This is a genomic window from Archangium minus (genome assembly GCF_044360475.1).
Classification (GTDB): Bacteria; Myxococcota; Myxococcia; order Myxococcales; family Myxococcaceae; genus Archangium; species Archangium minus.
Genome location: NZ_CP043494.1, coordinates 9,207,431 through 9,229,475, shown reverse-complemented (window position 1 = coordinate 9,229,475; position 22,045 = coordinate 9,207,431). Strand labels below are relative to the sequence as shown.

Below are 22,045 nucleotides of genomic sequence, written 5' to 3'. Positions count from 1 at the left end.
TTCCTTCACGTCGCGTCGTCATGGACCGGAAAGGCAGCAGGATCCGTGTCCACCGGAGCGATAGGCGTGAACCCGCTGCCCTCGCAGGTGTCGCATCCCGATGGCACGAGGCAGGTGCCAGCGGGGATAGGCGGCCCCTCGCCGGTACCGCCGCAGTCTCGACAGAGGACGCGGCCGAGGGAGATGGACCTGCGGGCGAGGTAAAGCTCCCGCTCGAGCCGCTCACGCATGACGCTGACGTCCACGCCCAGGAGCCGCTCCCTCCTCCGGAGGCAGACGGCGTCGGAGTGGCGCCGGGCCCACTCCTCATAGGCGGCTTGGTCGAGCGACACCCGCTGGAACTCCGCCTCCGCAGCGGCGAGTTGGGCCCGGGCGTCGGCCAGGCGCTGCTCGAGGGCTTCCACCTCCGGGCGCAGGTGCTCGGCGCCGGCGGGGTTGACCTCGGCGAACTGGGCGAGCAGCGCGGTCAGGGTAGGCGGGGACGGTGGGGACGGTGGGACGGGGCAGGGCATGGGCTTCCTTCCTGGTGGTGGGGCTGAAAGACACGGACCCCGGGAGGAGGGGGGATGTCCTCCCGGGGCGGCGCGGAGGCCGCGGCTAGTCGGCCTCTAGTCGTGGGTGTTTCCGGGGATGCAGGGGGCCCGCCTGTTTCCGTGGTCTGGGCACCGCCACCCCGGGGCGTCGCAGAAGCACATGTCGGGCTGCGCCTTGTCACAGCAGCGAGGAGGCCCGGGCGGGAGCGGCCGGTGCGGGTCCTCGGGCTCGGGCAGGCCCATCAGCTTCCGGAGGCGCGGGGTGAGGAACATCGTCATGCCCCGGAGAAGGGGCGGGAGTATCCGCGGCACGCCTCGACGCCCCGGCATGAAGCGCCGCTGGTGATACCTCACGGTGTCGAAACTATCGCGCGCGGGCCCTAGAAGTCCCAGGGGTCTTCAAGGTCAGGGAGTTTCTCCGTGATGACGGCGAACGCGTCCTTCGGCTGGATCTGCACCGTGCGCCCTGCGCAAACGGCATAATCAACGGTGGCATCGGCGTCTTCGAGACGTCGCTTAGCGGCGCGCAGATGCCCGCCACCAGTGCACACGTCATCCACCAGCACGTGCACGACACCCTCGCTCGGGGCGGCGGTCAGCACCAAGTTTTCATAGAGTTCTTGGGCGTCCCGTGTTCCTCCGGCGTGGGACGGCTGTTTGGCCATCTTCCATCGCAAGATGTCGTCGATTTGGACCGTCTCACCCTTCTTTGCCAGTTCGCGCTGGACCGCCAGTGCGAGGTCTCGGGCTGGAAAGCGCGTGAACGACGTCCCCTGAACCGCATCACTGCTTGGCAGTGGCACCAAGCACAACGGCACCATCGTCATACCGACATCATCGAGGTGGTCTGCCGCCATCTTCCCGAAGAAGGTGTGCGTCACGTGCCGATTGTTATGATCGAACCGGGTATTCCATCCGCGGACCGGGACATGGCCGTATCCCTTGAAGGGCTTACCTTTGATGGCCTTGATGAACATCGACGCGCTGTGGTCCTCGTCCCGCCATGCTTTGGTGACGTTGGTCAGGTACGAGGCGAAGCACGCAACCGTCAGGGCCATATCCCGGTCTCCCTCAGTGCCGCGAAGACATCTTCGCTGGACGAGAAGACGCGTGTCCACGGCTTGCTTCTGAAGCTCGCCGGCCATGTCAGGGCCTTGTTCTCAACCACCTCACGGGAGAGCAGGAGCCATCGTCCGAGCTTGTTGCACTCCACCGCCTGGTGGAGCGTGCCGGAGGTCTCCCCCGCCTCGATGATGACGGTCATGTCCGCGATAGCCGCCATGACGCGGTTGCGCATGGGGAAGTTGCCCTGAAAGACCCGGGAGCCCCAGGGGAACTGCGAGATGAGGAGGTGCTCGCGGTAGATTTCCTCCTGCAGCCGCTTGTTCTCTGCCGGGTACGCCTTATCCAGCGGGGTGCCAATGACGGCGATCGTATTCCCGCCAGCCTCGATGGCGCCCGTCAGGGCCTCTGTGTCTACGCCTTTGGCCAAGCCCGAAACGACGACGATGCCCGCCTTGGCGAGGTCACGGGCGAGATTCCGTGCCCTGGCCGCCCCCGCTGGTGAGACAGACCGAGTACCCACGATGGCGACGCAGGGTCGCCGCACCAACGCCAAATCCCCCGAGTAGAAGATCGGCGGGCCGTAGCCCGGACCGGTGTCGGCCACGCCTGGGGGCCGCTGCTGCTGTTCAGGGACGGACCTCAGTTCGTCCAGCAACTCCACCAACGTGGTGGTGTACCAGTGCTCGGGTGGTATGTAGCTCCCGGCCCGTGGTCGTCGCTCCGCTCTCTCTGGAGTCTTCCGCGCCACAGGCGACGCCTCCCAACGCTCTGGCACTCCCATCTTCCTCACCGACTGAACGTACGTCCCACCTACTGACCGCCGCAAGGGGTCTTCGGTCAGACACACTACCGATCCGGTCTTAGCCAACAGGTCCTCAGGTTGAAGAAGGTGCTGCGGGGTCCATCGTGAATATCCACCCGCAGACATCGTCGGTGCGGGAGTGGTACAACCGGGCGCGGGAGATCTGCGCCTTTGAACGACAGCCAGCAGCAGCGAGGGAACATACTCGGGCAGTACCGCCTTGGGCCGAGGTACAGGAGCACCGGAGAGCTGGGCCGCGTCTACCGTGCCCGCCACGTGGAGACGGGTAGGCCCGCTCTGGTGGTGCAACGCACGGATCGCCAGGCCGATGATGCGCCCCTCGCCGACTGGCAAGTGCGCGTCACCTCGTCCGTGTCTCCCGCCTTCCTGGCCCTCGAGGTGGAGCGCGCGCCTGAGGGTGGGGATCCGCTGGATGTGGCTGGGGAGCTCGTGTTCATGCTCGAGGATGCCGCCCAGGCCGCTGACACCACCGTCAACCGTCCGGAGACGATGCAGCACCTGCTCAGCGCCGCCCGGCCCACTCCCCGCATCTCCCAGTCCCCTCGCGCGGAGCGGGCCTTCTGGCGGCGCCCGGCATTCGCAGCTGCAGCCGCAGCCCTGGCGGCTGCTGCGCTCCTCCACCTGAGTGGCTCTTCCCGTCCGGGCCCGGCCGGGTTGGATGCCGGCGACGAGCTGGCCCTGGCGGATGACGCGGGGTGGGGCGGTAGCGAGGCGGCTACAGGGCTGGTGCTCACCAACATGGCGGACAGCGAGCCCATCATCCTGACCCGTGCTCTCCCTAAGAAGCCCTTTACCAACCAGAAGCGGCCACCGTGTGACAAGCAATTGGAGGTCGAGCTTCGGGGTGGATGCTGGGTTCCGCATAAGACTCCGGCTCCATGTCCGGATCGTCTGTATGAGTTCGAGGGCAGTTGCTACCTGCCCGCGGCCAAGCCGGAGACGTCGCCGGCTGCCGTCTTCCGGCAGCCTCACCAGACTCTTGCGTTCGACCGGCAGTAGTAGTAGCTGTTCCCGTTAGTTTCTGCCTCACCGTCGCCGCTCTACCTGAGTGCTAGCAGGTACCGGCAACGCCACACCAAGACATGGCCAACCGTTCTGTTTGACGGCTGGCCCCAAAGAAGCCCGCCCCTATGGACTGCCCTGGGGGTCGGCCCAGGACGCCTCGCACCGGACTAGCACACGGTGCTGAGGCGTCTGTTTTTGGGGTGTGCGATGGGGGAGTGTAGCAGTAGCGCCCGAGAGCAGCGCGCCGTAGCGGCGCCCGCGTGGCACGTCCGCCGTGGACGACGTGCGGCGGCGCGACGAGCAGTGCGTATGGTCTTCTCAGGCCAGCTCATTGCCGTGCATCGCAATCGCTCGCGTCATGGGTCCTCTCTGACACGTGGCGCGTTGCGTCCGCCCAAATTCGTCACCGCTACAAACGCAGTCGGGGCCCCGAGCGTCCGGATTTCGAGACAGGTCAGCCAGCTCGTGGACCCGGTGCGCCAGAACGGCGCAATCACGTGTCCCGTTCTGGGGCAAGTGGACTGGCACACAAGTTGTTATCCAGTGAACACCACGTAACGTGGGCGGCGCGGGGGAAGAGGGGGAATCACCAACACAGAGCAGCGCTTGCGCGGAGTCCCCACTCCGCGCGCTGCCGAGGACCGCGTGACGATGACGAACTGCAACATTGGTGAGAGGAAGGTGGTTCTGGTGCCAAAGGGAGGGCTCTGGGACTGCGAGCAGGTGGCGGCCTACCTGAACGTGTCGAAGTCGTGGGTGTGGAAGCAGTGCCGGGAGAACCTGGGCCTGCCCTTCGTGGAGCTCGGCGCGCGCAACTACCGCTTCGATCCAGAGAAGGTGAAGGCCTGGGTGGACGCGCAGTCTCGGCAGTCCCAGCAGCAGGTGCAGGTGGGCTGACCCGTGACGAGCGCGTACTTCCGGCCCAACAAGAAGGGGAAGGATGTTCTTGCCGCGGGCAAGCGCCTACAGCGGCGTGCTCCCGACTTCGGCACCTGGTGGATCCGCTACCGGGACGCAGCTGGGCGAATCGCGCGTGAGCGCACGGCCGCCCGCATGGAGGCCGAGGCCGAGCGGATGGCCCAGGAGAAGGCTCTGTATGCGGAGAAGGTGGCGGGCGGCTTCGCGAGCCCGGCGCCGGTGCCGATGACGTGCGAGGAGCTCTTCGAGAAGTACCTCGAGGCGAACAAGCACTTGGGCTCTCAGGCGCCCATGCGTTCCCAGGTGAAGAACTGGCTGGTGCCGCACTTCAAGAAGAAGCCGGTGGCGGCAGTGACGCCGGCCGACTGCGACGCGTTGCTGACGAAGTCTCGGGACGCCGGGCAGAAGCCCGCGACGGTACGGCAGCTCCACATCCGCGCGCGCCTCGTGTGGAAGTACGCCGTCCGCCTGGGCGCCGTCCGCGAGAACCCCTGGGACCGTGTTCCCCGGCCCAAGGTGACGGTGAAGAGCCCGCGCTTCCTCTCGCGCAACCAAGTGCAGGCGCTGCTCGGCGCTGCCGGCCAGTACCGGTTGCTCCTCCTCGCTGCGGTGCTCACGGGCCTGCGCCGGGGCGAGCTGGCAGCGCTGGCCTGGACCGACATCCACTGGGAAGAGGGTCCCTGCGGCGTCATCCACGTGCGCCGTAGCTGGGATCGTGACACCACCAAGGGTGGCAAGGAGCGCGTGGTGCCGCTCCACCCCGTGCTCCGCGGAGAGCTCGAGGCGGCCTTCCAGATGGTGGACCGAGACAAGCGCGGTGCACCCGTGGAACCCCTGGTGTTCGCCTCACCTGAGGGCGGGTTGCGCAATGAGGGCTGGCACACCGCCAAGCTGGTGCGTCGCATCGGACAGCGCGCCGGGGTGGACCTGCCCGAGGGCTTCACGTTCCACGACTTGCGGAAGACCTTCCTCACCCACCTGCTGTCGGACACGGCGGGGAACATCGGCGCGGGCCAGCAGCTGGCCGGCCACTCCACGCCTGCTGTCACCTCCACCTACTACCTGGGGAAGAACCTCACCTTCCTCGCCGAGGCCGTCCAGGCGCTGAAGCTGGTGGAACCAGCCTCGGCGCCCGAGCACACCGCGAGCACACGGCGTCTCCAGGTCGTCCCCACTTCTTCCCGCAGTGCCATGAAAGGCTAGTTATGTCGCGTACTTACGTTTCACCGCCGCCGCGCTTCAACCCGAGGGCCTTCATCTTCTTGTAAAAGTGGCCGCGCTCCAGGTCGAGCAGCCGCGCTGCCTCGGTGACGTTGTCCTGCGTATGCGCGAGCGTGAACTGGATGATCTCCCGCTCGGCATCCTCCACCTGCTCGCGGAAGGTCCGGTCCACACGGGGTCGGAAGCCGCTGGCGGGGGCCGGCGCGGCTGCCACGGGGGTCGCGGGAGCCGAGACCCCGGGCGCAGGAAGGGGAGGGGAACTGGGAAGCGACGGAGGCACGGTGCCCTTGCCGCGCGGGAGCAGCTCGGCGGCCTCGTGGCCAGAGACAACGGGGCCTTCGCAGAGGATGGCGAGCCGCTCCACCAGGTTGCGCAGCTCGCGCACGTTGCCTGGATAGTCATAGGCGGCCATGACGGCCAGCGCCTCCGAGGAGAGCGACAGCGGCCGGCGCCCGTTGCGCGCGCACGCCTCCTTCAGGAAGGCGTCGATGAGCGCGGGGAGATCCTCGCGCCGCTCGCGCAGGGGCGGCGAGTGAATCTGCACCACGTTGATGCGGTAGTAGAGATCTTCGCGGAAGCGCCCGGCCTCGATCTCCTTCTCCAGGTTTTTGTTTGTCGCGGCAATGACTCGCACGTCCACCTTGAGCGTCTCCGTGCCGCCCACCCGCTCCAGCTCCCCCTCCTGCAGCACGCGCAGCAGCTTGGCCTGCATGGCCTGGGGCATGTCGCCGATCTCGTCCAGGAAGAGCGTCCCTTCATGGGCCAGCTCGAACTTGCCCCGGCGCACGCTCACCGCGCCGGTGAAGGCCCCCTTCTCGTGGCCAAACAGCTCGCTCTCGATGAGCTCGTGCGGCACCGCTGCGCAGTTGAGCTTCACGAAGGGCCCGTTCTTGCGCTTCGAGTTCTGGTGCAGCGCCCGGGCGATGAGCTCCTTGCCGGTGCCGTTTTCCCCTGTGATGAGGACTCGGCCCTCGGAGGGCGCCGTGCGCTGGATGAGCGAGAAGATGCGCTGCATGGCAGGGCCACTACCCACCATGTCGTAGCGGCCCACCTCCGCGCGCAGCGCCTGCAGCTCCTCCATGACCGCCTGGTGCTTGAGCGCGTTGCGCAGCGCCACCAGCAGCCTGTCACGGGCCAGGGGCTTCTCTAGGAAGTCCCGGGCGCCCAGCTGCGTGGCCTTCACCGCCGTGTCGATGGTGCCGTGCCCGGACATCATGATGACGGGCAGATCGGGTTTGAGCTCCATCAACCGGGCCAGCGCCGTGAGCCCGTCCATGTCCGGCATCTTCACGTCCATCAGCACCGCGTCCACCGGGCGCGCGGACACCACGTCCAGGGCCACCTGGCCGCTGGCCGCCAGCTCCGTGCGGTAGCCCGCGAGCTGGAGCGACGTCTGGAGCGTCAGGAGGATGTTCTTCTCGTCATCGACGATGAGGACGGTCGCGGGCATGTCGAGGCACCTTGGAGCGGCTCAGTGTGGCCGCCCAGCCACACCGTTCCGGAAATCCGGCCATCATTCAAGGATGACACCCTGCGTCATCCGATGGCCTCCGCACGTTCGGGGAGCGGGAGAGCGGCCTGGGGAGCAACGGCGCCCCTTCGTCTCACGGCCCCTTCGCGCCCAGCGCAGGGGCATTCTCGCCTCTCGCCCTTTGAGACTTTGAAGAAGTCGCCTGAAAGAAATCTTGCATTTTGAGACATTGAAAGTGTTTGGCTCGACAACCAAGGTTTTGATTGTTCACTCCTTGTCAGGCTTTACGTAATCGTGGTATTTGAGCAGGCTCGGCGGCGTGTGAATTGCGAGTAGGCCGGTTCTTCCGGTTCCACTAGCGAAAGCAAGCACCCGCCGGTTTCAACCGAGCGAAGCCACGAAGGAGAGTGGCCCGCTCGTCTCAACAAGGGGCAACAGCAATGACGGAATCTGCGTACCGGCCAACCGGTATGCGCACTCGCGGCCGTGCCGCGGGGGTGCTTGGCGTGGCTTGGCTCGCGACGGCGCTGGCGTGTGGGGGCTCGGGGAGTGAGCCAGTTAACCAGCAGCGCATCGAGGGCTATCGTTCGAAAGCACCGTTCCACAAGGTGCAGCTGAGCGCGGAAAAGGCCGCGGCTCTGGAGCAGAAGGGCGCCAAGGTCATTGCTGACTACGGCTCCTATAAGCTGGTTCAGGTGGATGATGCCACCCTGGACTCGCTGCCCGCGGCACAGGATGTGGAACTTCGTGACGACTACGATCAGATCCTGCTGAACGCGGGGGTGATCGACACCTCGTCCGAGCACGCGAAGTCGCTGCGCGGCATGAAGAAGATGGCCGCTGGCAAGAGCTTCCACATTGTGCACTTCGATGGCCCGGTGCGGCCCGAGTGGTACAAGGCGCTGGAGGCCACGGGCGTCCAGGTGGTGTCGTACATCCCCAACAACGCCTACCTCGTCTACGGCGATGTCGGCGCGATGACCAGCCTGCAGAAGCACATCACTGCGGCCCCGACCATCCGGTGGGATGGTGAGTACCTGGATGACTACAAGCTGCACCCGACCGTCAACACGGTCACCACGGCCGCCTACAGCATCCAGCTCATCCAGGACGATGAGACGAACGGCGCGACGCTGGACCTGATCCGCAAGCTGCAGACGCGCGAGCCCGTTGTCCGCAAGTCGCTGGGCTACGTGAACGTGGTGGCCTATGTGGACCGCAAGGCGATCAACGAGATCGTTCAGCGTCCGGACGTCCTGTCCATCCAGCCGCGCATCCAGCCCAAGAAGTTCGACGAGCGGCAGAACATGATCATCGCCGGGCAGGTGACCGGGACCAATCCCACGGGTCCGGGCTACCTGACGTGGCTGGCGTCCAAGGGCTTCACCCAGGAGCAGTTCACCGCGTCTGACTTCGGCGTGGACGTGAGCGACAGCGGCCTGGACAACGGGACGCAGTCGCCCAACCACTTCGGTCTGTACATCGGCGGCAACATCTCCGGCACCAGCCGCGTCGTCTACAACCGTCTGGAGGGTTCGCCGAACACCGGCAGCACCATCTCCGGCTGCGACGGCCACGGTACCCTCAACAGTCACATCGTGGCGGGCTTCGTCAACCAGACGGGCGCTCCCTTTGCGGACGCGGCGGGTTTCAACTACGGCCTGGGCGTGGCGCCCTTCGTGAAGGTGGGCTCGTCGGTGGTCTTCGATCCGGGCTCCTTCACCGAGCCGGACTACGAGGATCTGCAGTCGCGCGCCTACCGCGACGGCATGCGCATCAGCACCAACAGCTGGGGCGCGAGCACCAGCGCGTACACCACGGACTCGCAGCAGTACGACGCGCTCGTCCGCGACGCGCAGCCCACGGGCTCCGCGGTGGCCAATCCGGGCAACCAGGAAATGGTCATCCTCTTCGCGGCGGGTAACGATGGCCCGACGGCGAACTCGGTGGGCAGCCCCGGCACGGGCAAGAACGTCATCACCGTGGGCGCCTCGGAGAACGTTCATGCCTTCGGTGGCGCGGACGCCTGCGGCACCACCGACGCGGACGCCAACAGCCTCCACGACGTGGCGGACTTCTCCAGCCGTGGTCCCACGGATGACGGCCGCAAGAAGCCGGACATCATGGCTCCGGGTACGCACGTGTCGGGTGGCGTGGCCCAGGCCGCTGGCCAGCATGCCCCCACTCCGGGCAACCCCCTGGGTCAGGCGCTCTCCTGCTTCGACGCCACCGGCGTGTGCGGCGGCGTGAGCAACGACTTCTTCCCGGCGGGTCAGCAGTGGTACTCGGCGTCCTCGGGCACCAGCCACTCCACCCCCGCGGTGGCCGGTGGTACGGCCCTGCTCCGTCAGTACTTCATCAACCAGGGCATGAGCGCGCCGACCCCGGCGATGACGAAGGCCTATCTGATGAACTCGACCCGTTACATGACGGGCTCGGGGGCCAACGACTCGCTCTACTCCAACAACCAGGGCACCGGTCTGATGGACATGGAGATGGCGTTCGACGGCGTTCCTCGCCTGATGGACGACCAGAACCCGGCCAGCCTCTTCACCGCCTCCGGCCAGACGCGGACCTTCTCCGGCGTGGTGGCGGATTCGACCAAGCCCTTCCGCGTGACGCTGGCGTGGACGGACGCGCCGGGCTCCACCACCGGTAGCGCCTGGAAGAACAACCTGGACCTCACCGTGACGGTGGGCACCAACACGTACAAGGGCAACGTCTTCACGGGTGCCAACTCGGTCACGGGTGGCACGGCGGACAACGCCAACAACGTGGAGAGCGTCTTCCTGCCCGCGGGCACCGAGGGCGCCTACACCGTGACGGTGACGGCGACCAACGTGAACTCGGACGGCGTGCCGAACAATGGCACGACGCTGGACCAGGACTTCGCGCTCGTCGCGTACAACTCCTGCGCCACCGCCACCCCGGCTCCCACGGGCGTGACGGCCACCGCGAGCGGTGACAACACCATCGAGGTGGGCTGGGCCGCCAACGGTTCGACCTCGTACAACATCTACCGGGCTACCACGCCGGGCGGGCCGTACACCCGCGTGGGCACCGCGACGGCCTCGCCGTTCGTGGACTCGGGCGTGTCGGGCGGGACGACGTATTACTACGTGGTGCGCGCGAAGCAGTGCGCCGAGTCCTCTGCCTCCAACGAGGCGACGGTGACGGCCACGGGCGTGTGCGCGCTGCCGCCTGGCTTCGCGGGCCTCACCTCCGTGACCAACGCGGCCGCGAACACCTGCGCCACCACCCTGAGCTGGTCCGCGGCCACGCCCATCTGCGGTGGCTCCATCACCTACTCGGTGTACCGGAGCACCACGGCGGACTTCACCCCCTCGGCGGCCAACCGGATCGCCACGGGTGTGACGGGCACCACGTTCGCGGATGACCGGAACCTGGCGAGCGGCACCGCGTACTACTACGTCGTGCGCGCCACCGAGACGAGCTCGGCCACCATCGAGGATGCGAACACGGTGAAGCAGTCGACCGTCCCCACCGGCGTCATCTCTCCGGGGATCTTCTTCGACGACTTCGACTCCAACCGGCCAGGCAACGCTTCCTCGTACTGGATTCCGACGGCGGGCACGGGCAATGCGGCCACCATGGCCATCGTCTCCGGCTGCCACTACCAGTCGGCCTCGAACGCCTACCGGATGGGCGCGACCACCACGACCTGCGGTGGCACCTACCTCGCCAGCCAGCAGCACACGCTGGTGCTGGGCGGTAACGGCTCGGTTTCGGCTGGCATCAACGGCTTCCGCATCCCTGCGGGTGGCAGCCCCCAGATGACGTTCAACGTCTGGTACGACTTCGAGAACCGTTACGATGGTGCCTGGCTCGTCTACAGCACCACGGGCGCGAGCGGTCCCTGGACCAACGTGTCCGACGCGGCGTCGACCACGCAGCCGTACATCTCGGCCGGTGGCTATGACAACACGCTCACCAGCAGCTCGACCACGCGCATCTGGACCTCGACGAACAAGGGCTCCAACGGGGCGCTCAAGGCGGTCACCGTCAACCTGAGCGCGCTGGCGGGCCAGAAGGTGTGGTTCGGGTTCAAGTTCCACAGCGACTCCATCACCAACGCGGAGGGCTTCTACGTGGACGATGTCCGTCTCCCGGCGGACACGGCGGCGAGCTGCTCCACCAACGTGCCTCCTGCGGGACCGGCTGTCGCTTACAAGGTGACCGGTCTGCCGGATGTGGCGCAGGTGGGTAAGCCGGTCTCCTTCGGGGTCTCAGCGGTGGACGCGGTGGGCCTGGTGGCCACCAGCTACACGGGCACGGCCTCCTTCACCAGCTCCGATAGCGCGGCGACCCTGCCTGCCTCCGCGGCCTTCACCGCGGGCGTGGCGAGCGGCCTGTCCGCCACCTTCAACACAGGTGGCGCCCAGTCCATCACCGCGACGGATGCGGCGGCCCCGTCCATCACGGGCACGGGTCGCACCTTCGTCACCACCGCGACGGGTCTGGCCTTCTCCGTGCAGCCCACCAGCGCGCTCGCGGGAGCTCCTCTCTCCCCGGCGGTGAAGGTGAACGTGGTGGACAAGGATGGAAACCTGGTGACGACGGGCGCGTTCAACGTCACGATCGCCATCGCCAACAACGCGGGCTCCGGCACGCTGTCGGGCACTACGACCGCGACCACGAGCGCCGGTGTCGCCACCTTCAGCAACCTGTCCATCAACAAGGTGGGCACGGGCTACACGTTGAAGGCCTTCATCAGCGGCCTCGCCGAGGCCACCAGCTCGGCCTTCAACATCACCCCGGCCGCGGCGTCGAAGCTGGCCTTCGTGACCCAGCCCTCCACCACCGTGGTGGGCTCGCCCATCACCCCGGCGGTGAAGGTGGCCATCCAGGACGCGTTCGGTAACGCGACCACGTCCACGGCCAACGTCACCATCGCGCTGGGCAGTGGCAGTCCGTCGGGTAGCACGCTCTCCGGCACCACCACGGTGGCGGCGGTGGGCGGCGTGGCCACCTTCAGCGACCTGTCCATCAACAAGGTGAGCACCGGCCACACGCTGGTTGCCTCCTCCGGCACGCTCACCAGCGCCACCAGCGCCACCTTCGCGGCGACGCCGGGTGCTCCGTACCGTGCGCGCATCACCCAGCAGCCCTCCAACAACGTGGTGGCGGGTTCGCCCATCACCCCGGCCGTCCAGGTCTCCCTCTTCGACAAGGATGGCAACCTGGCGACGCAGTCCACCGACTCGGTGACGGTGTCGTTGGGCAACAACCCGGGTGGTGCGAACCTGGGCGGTACGACCACGGCGAGCGCGGTGGCGGGTGTTGCCACCTTCAGTGACCTGACGGTGAGCCGCCCCGGCATCAACTACACCCTGACGGCGGGCGCGAGCGGCATCTACTCGGACACGAGCGTTGGCTTCAACGTGAGTGCCGGCGAGGCCTCGCGGCTCGTCTTCACCAGCACGCCGGCTGACAACACGGCCGTGGGCTCGGCGTTCACGGTGCGCGTGGCGGTGCAGGACAGCGCCGGCAACATCATCTCCGGTGCGACGCCTGAGGTGACGCTGTCGCTCGACAACGCGGCGGGTGCCACCCTCGGTGGTACGACGACGGTCACCGCCTCCGGTGGTGTGGCCACCTTCTCGGGTCTCTCCGTGGACAAGGTGGGCACGGGTTACGCGCTCAATGCGAACGCGGCGGGTCTGGAGTCGGCCACCTCGCCGACCTTCAACGTCGTCCCCAACGCCTCCGAGACGGGTCGCCTGGTCTTCCGCGGCACGCTGAACAACGCCGCGGCGGGTGCCTCCCTGGGCCCGGTCGAGGTGGAGCTGCAGGACTCGCGTGGCAACGTGCTTACCGGGAGCAACGCCCTGGTGATCCTGAGCCTCGGCACGAACCCGACGGGTGGTGCGCTGCTGGGCACGGCCGCGGCTGCCGCGGTTAACGGCGTGGCCACCTTCGAGGGCCTCACCCTGCGCACGGCCGGCACTGGCTACACGCTGGTGGCGACCGCCCAGGGCTTCACGGGTGCGACGAGCGCGGCGTTCGATGTGACGTCGGGTTCGGCCGTCAGCTTCTCGCTGGCGCTCCCCGCGAGCCTCCCGGTGAACCAGGAGATCTCCCTCTCCGCCAAGGCGTTTGACGCCTACGGCAACCTGGCCACCTCCTACTCCGGCTCGGTCAAGGTGACGAGCTCCGACGCGGAGGCGGTGCTGCCGGCCAACGCGGTCTTCGCGCAGGGCCAGATCTCCGACCTGAAGGTGACCTTCAAGTCCCTGGGTCTGAAGACGCTCACCCTGACGGATACCGACTCGGCCACGCTGACCGGTGCCGCGCAGACCAACGTCACGCCGGCCAGCACGGGCGGCAACGGCGATGGAAACGGCGACGGCGACGACGACGGCAACAACGGCAACTGCGGCTGCGGTGCCACCTCGGGCACGGACGCGAGCCTCTACATGGGTCTGTTCGCCCTGGCTCGGTACGTGAACGTGCGGCGTCGTCGTCAGGCGAAGAAGGCCGCCTGAGCTGTGACACGGTCCCGGGCGCCTGCTGAAATGGCGCGCCGGGGCTGGGCCGGGCGGAGAGGCTCCTCCGCTCGGTTGCCGGGTAGATGAGCCGGTTGACCAGAACGCGCTGGTGTGGGCTTCTCCCACCCAGTGCGTTCTGCTTTTTGAACGAGACGAGGAGGGACTGCATGGCGTTGCGGACTGTCCGGAGGTGCGCGTGGGTGGTGGCGCTGCTGCTGGTGGCGGCAGGTGGAGCCGAGGCGGGGAAGGGCTCGAAGGCGGAGGCGGGCTCGAAGGCGGAGGCGGGCTCGAAGGCGGAGGCGGGCTCGAAGGCGAAGCAGCGGGCCGACACACTTGCGAGCGAGGCGCGGGCGCTGGCCAATCCGCGCGGGTGCGAGAAGGTGGAGGAGTGTGAGGTGGCGGGGTTCGGCCACAAGGCTTGCGGTGGGCCGCGCGAGTACATCGCCTACTGCTCGCGGACGACGGATGTGGCGGCGCTCCGAGCCAAGCTTGAGGCGCTCGAGAAGGCCGAGAGCGAGTGGCAGAGGGAAGCGGACATCAAGTCCAACTGTGGCCTGACCCGAAAGCCGCGTCCGCGGTGGGAAGAGGGCGAGTGCCGAGCCCGGTAAAAATGCTTTGTATTTTCAGGGGTTGTATGGGTCTGCGTGAGGTCTGGGTGCAACCTTGCCGTCGGGACAAAAGCCTTTGACTCCGCATTCCAGGGCGGGCTAGACGCGGTCCGGTTGACTCGTCCGTTGGACGACATCTTTTTCGGAGGAAAAATGCGTCGGATCTCAATGGTTGCGGGGCTTGCCCTCGCCGTGGCGGTGCTGGCCGGTTGTCCGCCGACCTACCCCAACTGCAAGAGCGACGAGACCTGCCAGGAGCGGGGTGAGGTGTGCGTGAACGGCACCTGCCAGGAGTGCGCCACCGACGCCAACTGCAAGGAGGGCTTCACGTGCCAGGGCAGCAAGTGCGTGCCCAAGGGCCCCGAGTGCACGACGGATGATCAGTGCACGGGTGGGAAGATCTGCGAGGCCGGCAAGTGCGCGGAGCCGCAGTGCACCTCGAAGGACCAGTGCCAGGGGGCCCAGGAGTGCCAGCGGGGCCGCTGCGCGCTGCCGCCGGGCGCCTGCAACTCCAGCACGGACTGCGCCGAGGGCCAGGAGTGCCAGGGCAACCAGTGCGTGGCCGCTGCCACGAAGGCCGAGTGCAACTGGGAGCCGCTGCGCTTCGGCTTCAACGAGGCCTCCCTGTCTTCTGAGGCCCAGAGCCGCCTGAGCGAGCTGGCCCAGTGCATCAAGGAGGGTGGCTCTGGCCGTATGGAGCTCGCCGGGCATGCGGACGAGCGTGGTACGGAGGAGTACAACCTCCAGCTCTCCCAGAAGCGCGCCGCCTCGGTGAAGAAGTACCTGGTGGACCTGGGCGTGCCGGCCAACCAGCTCAAGACGGTGGGTTACGGTGAGAACCGGCCGACCGAGCAGGGAGCCAACGAGGAGGCCTGGGCGGCCAACCGTCGCGTCGAGTTCGTGCGCTAGCCGTCCTTGAGGTAGGCTGCGCGCGCAATGGCCTCGACTGAGACCGAGACACGGCAGTCCTACCTCGTATTCGCCTGCGGAAGCAGCTGGTACGCCGTACCGGCTGAATGCGCGGCGGAAGTGGTCAGCTTTCCCGAGCTGACGCGGGTGCCCGGTGCTCCCGGGCACCTGCTGGGTGTGTTCGCCCACCGCGGAGAGGTCATCCCCGTGGTGGACATGAGCATGCTGGTATCTGGAGAGAGTGAGCCCACGCGCCGCGCGGTGCTGGTGCGGCTGACTCGAGGCACCCTGGCGCTCACGGCCAGCCGGGTGGCCGGTGTGTCCCAGGTGGACGGTCGCCTGGAGCCGCTGGGCATCAACGGGGTGCACCTCCACCTGCGAGGGCCTGCTCGCAGCGCCCAGCGCGACGTGGCGGTCATTGACCCCGAGGGCCTGTTCGATCACCTCAGCCAGGGGGTCTGATCATGGCCGCGGGCAGCCGCAGTGTCACGGGCATGCTCCTGTGCCGGGCGGGCGCCAATCGGGTGGCGTTCGCCGCGCACGAGGTGGCCACCATCGAGTCCCCCAGCACCTTTGGAGGCCGGGCCGGTTGTGCGAACCAGGCTTTTGACGGGGGGTTGGGCTCCGAGCGCATCCTCGTGGCCGCTACAGGCGAGGCGGTGGGTGTGGACGCGCTGGAGATAGACTCCGAGCCGCTTACCGTGTTGCCCGCTCCGGCGCTGCTGGGTCGGGTGGCGGGGGGCAGCCTGCGAGGCTTCGTCCAGGTACGCGGCGCGCTGTGGCCGATGATGTCGTTGGTCGACTTCGGGCGTTTCCTGGCGCCCTCTACCCAGGAGGCCGCTTGAGCACGTCGGGGGGACAGAAGGGCCCCGAGGGGCTGAAGGGCCTGGCAGTCTGGACGACGCGTCCGTCCTGGTTGGGGGGCACGGTGGGTCTGATGCTGGCGCTGCTGTATGGGCACCTCACCCACTCGGTGCCCGCGGGCAGTGGCTGGCTCTTCCTCGGGTTGTTGGCGGCGGTGCTGGTGATGAACATCGCCCTGTCTGGCGCCCAGGAGCGGCACGCGCTGCGCGTGTTGAGGGCGGTGGAGCAGGGGCGTCTGCCCGCCAACCCGGAAAATCTACGTCGGGCGTTGTTGGAGGTGCGTCGCATCCCCGGGCGTAGCTTCTGGTTTACCCTCCAGGCATGGCTGGGCGGCGCACTGATGCTGGCGGCGACGTTCTCGCCCCTGGCGGATGCTCACTGGACGGTGGGAATGCGCATCGGGCTGGTGGGCCTGTCGCTCGGGCCGCTGTCCGCCATGCTCGTCTACCTGATGGTGGTGCGCCGGGGCCGCCGGGCCGCCGAGCGCATTGCCGCGCAGGGGCTGTCACCGCAGGAGGTCATCGCAGCCATCCCTGCCGAGCGGCTGCGGCTGCGTCGGCGGCTGGTGATGTTCACCGCGGTAGCGGTGCTCAGTCCGTCCGTCTTCGTCCTCGACATGTCGGTGAGCCGCACCGTGAGCACCCTGGATCAGATCCTGGAGACGAAGGATCCCAAGGTGCAGAAGGAGGTGGTGCGCCGGACCCGTCGGGCTACCGGTCTTCCTCTGGGGATTCTTGCTGGGCTGGTGGTGCTGTGGGTGGTGGGGACGGCGTACGTCGCCGGCACCGCACTGGCCGAGCCCCTGCGAGCCCTCTCGGAGGACGCCACCCGCATCGCCCAGGGGGAGGTTCGCACCCCCCGCTTCATCCCCGCGGAGGACGAGGTGTGGGCCGTGTCCGGTGCCTTCACGCGCATGCAGGCGCAGCTTGCCCAGGCGCTCGTGCAACTGCAGCGGGCGGGACTTCAAATCTCCTCCACCACGGAGCAGTTGGTGGCCACCTCGGCGGATCAGGAGTCCGGGGCGGGGGAGCAGGCCATCTCGCTCAACGAGACGCGCGCCACCACCGAGGAGCTGGCGCGCTCGGCCCAGCAGATCGCCGTCAATGCCGAGTCGGTGTCGGCCATGGCGGAGACCACCTTCGCGGCGGCCCAGAGCGGGCAGCGCAGCGCGGCGGCCTTCCTCGCGGCCATGCATCGCATGAAGGGCGACAACCAGGCCATCGCCGATGCGGTGGTGCGGCTCAACAAGCGCGTGCAGCAGATCGGCAAGGTGGTGGAGTTCATCAACGAGATCGCCGACAAGTCGGACCTGCTGGCGCTCAACGCCGAGCTGGAGGGCACCAAGGCGGGTGAGCCGGGCCGGGGCTTCTCGCTGGTGGCCGCGGAGATGCGTCGGCTGGCGGAGAATGTGCTGTCCTCCACGTTGGCCATCGAGCGGCTCATTGATGAAATCCGCGACGCCACCCAGGCGGCGGTGATGGCCACGGAGGCAGGCCTGAAGACGACGGAGCGAGGCGCCTCGCTGGCGGCGCAGGTGGACCAGAGCCTGGGCCTCATTCTCGAGCTGGCTCGCCAGACGTCCCACGCGGTGCGCTCCATCTCCCTGGCCACCCAGCAGCAGCAGACGGGCACGGATCAGCTCGCCACGGCCATGGGCGACATCCTGCGTGTCACCGAGGAGAACGCCGCGGCCACCGAGCAGATGGTGGCCGCCAACACGGACCTGTCCGCGCTGGCAAGAGACCTCAAGGCCACGGTGCAGCGCTTCCGCGTGGCGGAGAAGGAGGGGTGATGTTGGGCCTGCACTACCTCCTCTCCCGGCGCCCCTTCAGCCGGCGCCTGTTGATGGCGATCATCTACGCCAACCTCACCACCTCCGTCCTTGGGGCTCGCTACTCACAACTCACCCTCGCGGAGCAGCTGGGTAACCACTTCACGCACTTCCTCGAGCTGACGGGGGCGTTCTCCCTCGTCGCTCTTGGGGTGTCGGTCACCCTGTGCATTCGCCGGTTGCGCGTGCTGCGGAGCCTGGAGTCGGCGGGGCTGCGGGGGGAGCCGGAGCGGTTCGGACAGGCGCTGCTGGAGGTCCTCGGCCTGGCGGACTTCGCCTTCGTCTCCACGCTCGTGCTGTGGCTGCTGACCTCTGTCTTCGTCAACCTGGGGCTGTGGGCGAGCGGCGTGTCCATGAGCTTCTCGCTGGCGCTGCGCTTCGGCTGGCCGGGGTTGCTCTTCGGTCCGCTCTCCGCCCTGCTGACGTACTGCCTCGTCACGCTGCGGGCTCGGCGCGTGACGCTGGAGATGTGCTCTCTGGGGTTGACGTCCGAGCTGGCCATCTCCGTGTCGCCCCGGCGCTCGGAGATCCGTCTGCGGCTGGTCATCTTCACGGCCATCGTCGTGGTGATGCCGGCGGTGCTTATCTGGGACGTGTTCTCGTCGCTGGCGGAGCGGGCGTACGACCAGGTGCTGGCGGAGACCAGCCCGTCGCGACAGGCGGAGCTGGCCGAGCTGCTGCGCACCGAGGCCCTGCTGTCCGGAGGCGCGCTGTGCGTGCTCGTCTTCGGGGTGGCCCTGGCGGCCGCCTACCTGGGCGGCACGCTGCTGGGCCGTCCCATGCGCCAGCTGGGCGAGGAGGCCCACCGCATCGCGGAGGGAGACCTCAGCCGCCCGAGCATCATCCCCGCGGAGGACGAGGTGTGGGCCGTCTCTGCCGCCTTCTCCACCATGCGTGCCCACCTGGCCAGCGTGCTGGCGCAGCTGCGGCGCGCGGGGACGCGTATCGGCTCCACCACCGAGGAGATCATCTCCACCTCCGCGCGCTACGAGGCCGGTGCCGCCGAGCAGGCCAGCTCCCTGGACGAGACGAGCGCCACCACCGAGGAGCTGGCGCGCTCGGCCCGGCAGATCGCCGAGAACGCCGGCTCCGTGGCGGAGATCGCTCACAAGACGCTCGCGGCGGCCAAGGGCGGCCAGGCCTGTGCCGAGTCCTTCCTCGAGACGATGAACCGCATGCGCCACGACAACCAGGCCATCGCTGCGGCGGTGGCGAGGTTGAACAAGCGGGTGCAGCAGATCGGGAAGATCGTCGAGCTGATCAACGGGGTGGCCGACAAGTCGGACCTGCTGGCGCTCAACGCCGAGCTGGAGGGCACCAAGGCGGGCGAGGTGGGGCAGGGCTTCTCGCTGGTGGCGGCGGAGATGCGCCGGCTGGCGGAGAACGTCATCGAGTCCACCAAGGAGATCGAAGGCCTCATTGAGGAGGTGCAGGACGCCTCCGGGGCCGCGGTGATGGCGACGGAGGGCGGCGTGCGTGCTACCGAGACGGGCACCACGCTGGCGCAGCAGGTCTCCGAGTCACTGCGTCAGATCGTCGAGTTGGCCGGGCGCACCTCGGACGCGGTGAGGGCGATCTCCCTGGCCACCCAGCAGCAGCAGGGCGGGACGGATCTGCTGGCCGAGGCCATGGCGGACATCCTGCGCATCACCCAGCAGAGCCACAACGCCACCAAGCAGGTCATCAGCGCCAATGGGGACCTGTCCTCACTGGCGCGTGACCTGAGGGGCGTGGTGGAGCGCTTCCAAATCGACCCGCCGGCGCCTGGGAGCAACGGGTGAGCGCGCGGGAGAAGCTGCTCAAGCAGTTCCGCGAGCTGGTGGGGGTGCGCCTGGAGCGCATCAACCGCCGCATCGTGGAGCTGGAGGCGGGAGCGAGCCCGGAGGCGGGCCGTACCGTGTTGCGCGAGCTCCACGGGTTGAAGGGCGAGGCCCGGATGATGGGCTTCGACGACATCAACGCCGTTGTCCACGAGATGGAGGAGTTGGTGCGCGCCACCGAGCGCGCCGAGCATGCGCTATCCGCCGGCTCCATCGACGCGCTCCTCCATGCTGCGGACGCGGTGCTGGTCCTGGCAGGGGCATCGCCCGAGCCGCAGCAGGAGCCTCCCGCGGTGGGCAAGCTGGTGCGCTGGCTGCAGGAGTGCACCCGCGCCGAGGCCTCCGGTCAGCCAGAGTCCAATCCGGCTTCCGTGGGCGCGGCGTTGAAGGTGGATGCGTCCACGCCCGGCTCGACGCAGGCTGCCCCGGCCTCGCGCAAGGAACCTCAGGAGCGGGACGAGCGGGACGATGTCACACCCGCCTGGGGCTCGGCCCCTCTGGGCATCCTGACCCCCTCGCTGGTGTCCCGACAGGCGCCTCCCCCGGTGCCGACGCCCGTCGCCTCGCCTCGGACACCCATGCAGGGCCGGACGGTGGCGGTGGAGCCTCCGCGCGTGCAGAGCTCGGCGGCGGCCACGGCCAGCACCACCATCAGCAGGATGCCCCCGGCGACGCCCGAGCCACCACCGGCTCGGACCGCTTCCACGTCGGGCTTGCGCACCGGGGACAGGGCGGATGGCTCGGTGCGCATTGGCGTGACGAGCCTGGATCGGCTCACGAGCGCGGTGACCAACCTCACCCAGGTGTCTCGCCGCCGCGAGCTGGCCACCGCTCGACGTCTGGAGCTGGCGCGGGAGCTGAGCCTGCTGGCACGGGCGGCGGAGGACCTGGGGCCCGCGGGGGGCATGCTGGCCGAGCGGCTCGGTCGGGCGAAGGAGCTGGCGGCCGCCCTCCACCGCGAGGCGAAGCTGCTGGCCAACGAGGAGCTGCGCGACCTGGGTTACGTGGCCGACGAGGTGCAGCGCCTGCGCATGCTGCCGCTCTCCGTGCTCTTCGAGCCCTACCCGCGCATGGTGCGGGACCTGGGGCGCGAGCTGGGCAAGGAAGTAGAGCTGGTGGTGGACGGCGAGGACACCCGCGCTGACCGGGCCGTGGTGGAGGCCCTGAGGGATCCTCTGCTGCACCTGGTGCGCAACGCGCTGGACCATGGTCTCGAGTCACGGGTGGACCGGGTGGCCTCGGGCAAGCACCCACGCGGGCGGCTGACACTGGGGGCTGCGCGCGATGGCAACCGACTGGTGCTGCGGGTGGAGGATGATGGCGTGGGACTGGAGCCCGCCCTGCTGCGACGGGCCGCGGTACGCAAGGGCTTCCTGGACGAGGCCACGGCGTCAGCGCTGACGGATCAGGCGGCACGCGAGCTCATCTTCCTCTCCGGTTTCACCTCGCGGGAGGTGGCCACGGACATCTCCGGGCGCGGCGTGGGGCTGGACGCGGTGCGCAGCTCACTGCGAGCGCTGGGCGGAGACGTGCTGGTGGAGTCCACGCAGGGCCGGGGCACGCGCTTCGAGCTGCGGGTGCCGGTGTCCCTCACCGTGTCCCCGCTGCTCTTCGTGAAGGTGGCCGAGGAGACGCTCTGTCTGAGTGCCGCTCATGTCTCACGGGCGCTGAAGGTCGAGGCCTCGCAGGTGAAGGAGGTCGCCGGGCGCGCGGTGCTGGAGGTGGATGAGCAGCCCATGCCCTTCGCCTCGCTGGGTGCCCTGCTCGGGTTGGGTCCCGAGCAGGTGGCCGGCGAGGGGGCGCTGGTCTTGGTGGTGCGCAGCCAGGGCGCCACGGCCGCGCTCGCGGTGGATCAGGTGCTCGAGGAGAGCGTTCAGGCCATCCTTCCCTTGAAGGGCCTGCTGGCGCGCTTTCCGCATCTCACCGGCGCCACCACCCTGGCGGACGGTCGGCTGGCCATGGTCCTGTCGGTGGCCCATCTGATCGCCAGCGCACAGGGCACCATGAGCCTTCGGGTGCAGCGTGCTCCCACTCGGGCCCGTCCTCCTCCCGCGCCTCGCCGCCGCATCCTGGTGGTAGACGACTCGCCCCTCACCCGAGAGCTCATCGGCTCGCTGCTTGAGGCTGTGGGGTATGACGTCGTCATGGCCACTGACGGAATGGAGGCCCTGGAGCTGCTCAACGGCACTCGGGTGGACCTGGTCTGCAGCGACCTGGAGATGCCCCGGGTGGACGGGTTGGAGTTGACCCGCCGACTCAAGGCGCATCCAACCCACAAGGTCCTCCCTGTTGTCATTCTCACCACCCGTGGAGGGGAGGAGGACCGGCAGCGTGGGCTGGCGGCCGGGGCGGATGGCTATATTACCAAGGGAGACCTGGTGCGTCAGGATCTGGTGGACGTGGTGGGCCGACTCCTAGGCTGACGAGCCACTGGGGGACTCTCGGCCACATTGGGTATACTCGGGGCG

At 68.2% G+C, this 22,045-nt stretch carries 15 protein-coding genes; 11 read left to right on the top strand and 4 right to left on the bottom strand.

All coding sequences use genetic code 11. From position 1 onward, the window contains the following. Positions 1 to 5 precede the first annotated feature (5 nt). From F0U60_RS37500 to F0U60_RS37490, 3 genes are all read right to left on the bottom strand, one after another. Positions 6 to 512 carry a hypothetical protein gene (locus tag F0U60_RS37500; protein WP_395806856.1) on the bottom strand — a complete coding sequence of 169 codons (507 nt, stop codon included), beginning with the start codon at positions 510 to 512 and terminating at the stop codon, positions 6 to 8. 401 nt (positions 513 to 913) lie between these two features. Further along, a complete protein-coding gene (locus F0U60_RS37495; RefSeq protein WP_395806855.1) occupies positions 914 to 1,591 on the bottom strand; it encodes a hypothetical protein in 678 nt (225 codons plus the stop codon). Then, positions 1,582 to 2,346, bottom strand: a complete 765-nt coding sequence (locus tag F0U60_RS37490) for a DNA-processing protein DprA (RefSeq protein ID WP_395806854.1) — start codon at positions 2,344 to 2,346, stop codon at positions 1,582 to 1,584. The genes F0U60_RS37495 and F0U60_RS37490 overlap by 10 nt, the downstream gene beginning before the upstream one ends. Before the next feature lie 225 nt (positions 2,347 to 2,571). On the opposite strand from F0U60_RS37490, the gene F0U60_RS37485 reads away from it, so the two are divergent. The 3 genes from F0U60_RS37485 to F0U60_RS37475 all read left to right on the top strand — a co-directional run bounded on the left by F0U60_RS37485 (position 2,572) and on the right by F0U60_RS37475 (position 5,547). Then, entirely contained in the window at positions 2,572 to 3,420 is an 849-nt protein-coding gene (locus F0U60_RS37485; RefSeq protein WP_395806853.1) for a hypothetical protein, read from the top strand. A gap of 657 nt (positions 3,421 to 4,077) precedes the next feature. Further along, the gene (locus F0U60_RS37480) at positions 4,078 to 4,323 is read left to right on the top strand and encodes a helix-turn-helix transcriptional regulator (protein WP_395806852.1); all 246 of its coding nucleotides are present in this window, start codon (positions 4,078 to 4,080) and stop codon (positions 4,321 to 4,323) included. 3 nt (positions 4,324 to 4,326) lie between these two features. Further along, entirely contained in the window at positions 4,327 to 5,547 is a 1,221-nt protein-coding gene (locus tag F0U60_RS37475; protein ID WP_395806851.1) for a tyrosine-type recombinase/integrase, read from the top strand. Positions 5,548 to 5,560: 13 nt separating this feature from the next. Here the strand turns inward: F0U60_RS37475 and F0U60_RS37470 are convergent, their stop codons facing one another. Then, on the bottom strand, positions 5,561 to 7,015 hold the full coding sequence (locus F0U60_RS37470) for a sigma-54-dependent transcriptional regulator (RefSeq protein WP_395806850.1): 1,455 nt from the start codon (positions 7,013 to 7,015) through the stop codon (positions 5,561 to 5,563). A gap of 527 nt (positions 7,016 to 7,542) precedes the next feature. Here F0U60_RS37470 and F0U60_RS37465 point away from each other — a divergent pair. From F0U60_RS37465 to F0U60_RS37430, 8 genes are all read left to right on the top strand, one after another. Next, positions 7,543 to 13,542 carry a S8 family serine peptidase gene (locus F0U60_RS37465; protein WP_395806849.1) on the top strand — a complete coding sequence of 2,000 codons (6,000 nt, stop codon included), beginning with the start codon at positions 7,543 to 7,545 and terminating at the stop codon, positions 13,540 to 13,542. A 170-nt stretch (positions 13,543 to 13,712) separates the two neighbouring features. Beyond that, positions 13,713 to 14,153 (top strand): hypothetical protein, encoded by a 441-nt coding sequence (locus F0U60_RS37460; RefSeq protein ID WP_395806848.1) that lies wholly within the window; start codon positions 13,713 to 13,715, stop codon positions 14,151 to 14,153. Between the two features lie 153 nt (positions 14,154 to 14,306). Next, positions 14,307 to 15,062 carry an OmpA family protein gene (locus F0U60_RS37455; RefSeq protein WP_395806847.1) on the top strand — a complete coding sequence of 252 codons (756 nt, stop codon included), beginning with the start codon at positions 14,307 to 14,309 and terminating at the stop codon, positions 15,060 to 15,062. Positions 15,063 to 15,089: 27 nt separating this feature from the next. Next, complete coding sequence (locus F0U60_RS37450; RefSeq protein ID WP_203406480.1) at positions 15,090 to 15,524, top strand: chemotaxis protein CheW; 435 nt, start codon at positions 15,090 to 15,092, stop codon at positions 15,522 to 15,524. A 2-nt stretch (positions 15,525 to 15,526) separates the two neighbouring features. Continuing rightward, positions 15,527 to 15,907 (top strand): protein CrdC, encoded by a 381-nt coding sequence (locus F0U60_RS37445; RefSeq protein WP_395806846.1) that lies wholly within the window; start codon positions 15,527 to 15,529, stop codon positions 15,905 to 15,907. Continuing rightward, positions 15,904 to 17,718: a methyl-accepting chemotaxis protein gene (locus F0U60_RS37440; RefSeq protein WP_395806845.1), complete on the top strand. Its 1,815-nt coding sequence runs from the start codon at positions 15,904 to 15,906 to the stop codon at positions 17,716 to 17,718. The genes F0U60_RS37445 and F0U60_RS37440 overlap by 4 nt, the downstream gene beginning before the upstream one ends. After that, positions 17,718 to 19,538 (top strand): methyl-accepting chemotaxis protein, encoded by a 1,821-nt coding sequence (locus F0U60_RS37435; protein WP_395806844.1) that lies wholly within the window; start codon positions 17,718 to 17,720, stop codon positions 19,536 to 19,538. The genes F0U60_RS37440 and F0U60_RS37435 overlap by 1 nt, the downstream gene beginning before the upstream one ends. Beyond that, on the top strand, positions 19,535 to 22,000 hold the full coding sequence (locus F0U60_RS37430; protein ID WP_395806843.1) for a response regulator: 2,466 nt from the start codon (positions 19,535 to 19,537) through the stop codon (positions 21,998 to 22,000). Before F0U60_RS37435 ends, F0U60_RS37430 begins: the two co-directional genes overlap by 4 nt. Positions 22,001 to 22,045 lie beyond the last annotated feature (45 nt).

What these genes read in the sequence shown, in the direction of transcription:
- F0U60_RS37500 (WP_395806856.1), bottom strand. Translation starts at nt 512, where the DNA reads ATGCCCTGCCCCGTCCCACCGTCCCCACCGTCCCCGCCTACCCTGACC.
- F0U60_RS37495 (WP_395806855.1), bottom strand. Translation starts at nt 1,591, where the DNA reads ATGGCCCTGACGGTTGCGTGCTTCGCCTCGTACCTGACCAACGTCACC.
- F0U60_RS37480 (WP_395806852.1), top strand. Translation starts at nt 4,078, where the DNA reads ATGACGAACTGCAACATTGGTGAGAGGAAGGTGGTTCTGGTGCCAAAG.
- F0U60_RS37470 (WP_395806850.1), bottom strand. Translation starts at nt 7,015, where the DNA reads ATGCCCGCGACCGTCCTCATCGTCGATGACGAGAAGAACATCCTCCTG.
- F0U60_RS37460 (WP_395806848.1), top strand. Translation starts at nt 13,713, where the DNA reads ATGGCGTTGCGGACTGTCCGGAGGTGCGCGTGGGTGGTGGCGCTGCTG.
- F0U60_RS37455 (WP_395806847.1), top strand. Translation starts at nt 14,307, where the DNA reads ATGCGTCGGATCTCAATGGTTGCGGGGCTTGCCCTCGCCGTGGCGGTG.
- F0U60_RS37450 (WP_203406480.1), top strand. Translation starts at nt 15,090, where the DNA reads ATGGCCTCGACTGAGACCGAGACACGGCAGTCCTACCTCGTATTCGCC.
- F0U60_RS37445 (WP_395806846.1), top strand. Translation starts at nt 15,527, where the DNA reads ATGGCCGCGGGCAGCCGCAGTGTCACGGGCATGCTCCTGTGCCGGGCG.
- F0U60_RS37435 (WP_395806844.1), top strand. Translation starts at nt 17,718, where the DNA reads ATGTTGGGCCTGCACTACCTCCTCTCCCGGCGCCCCTTCAGCCGGCGC.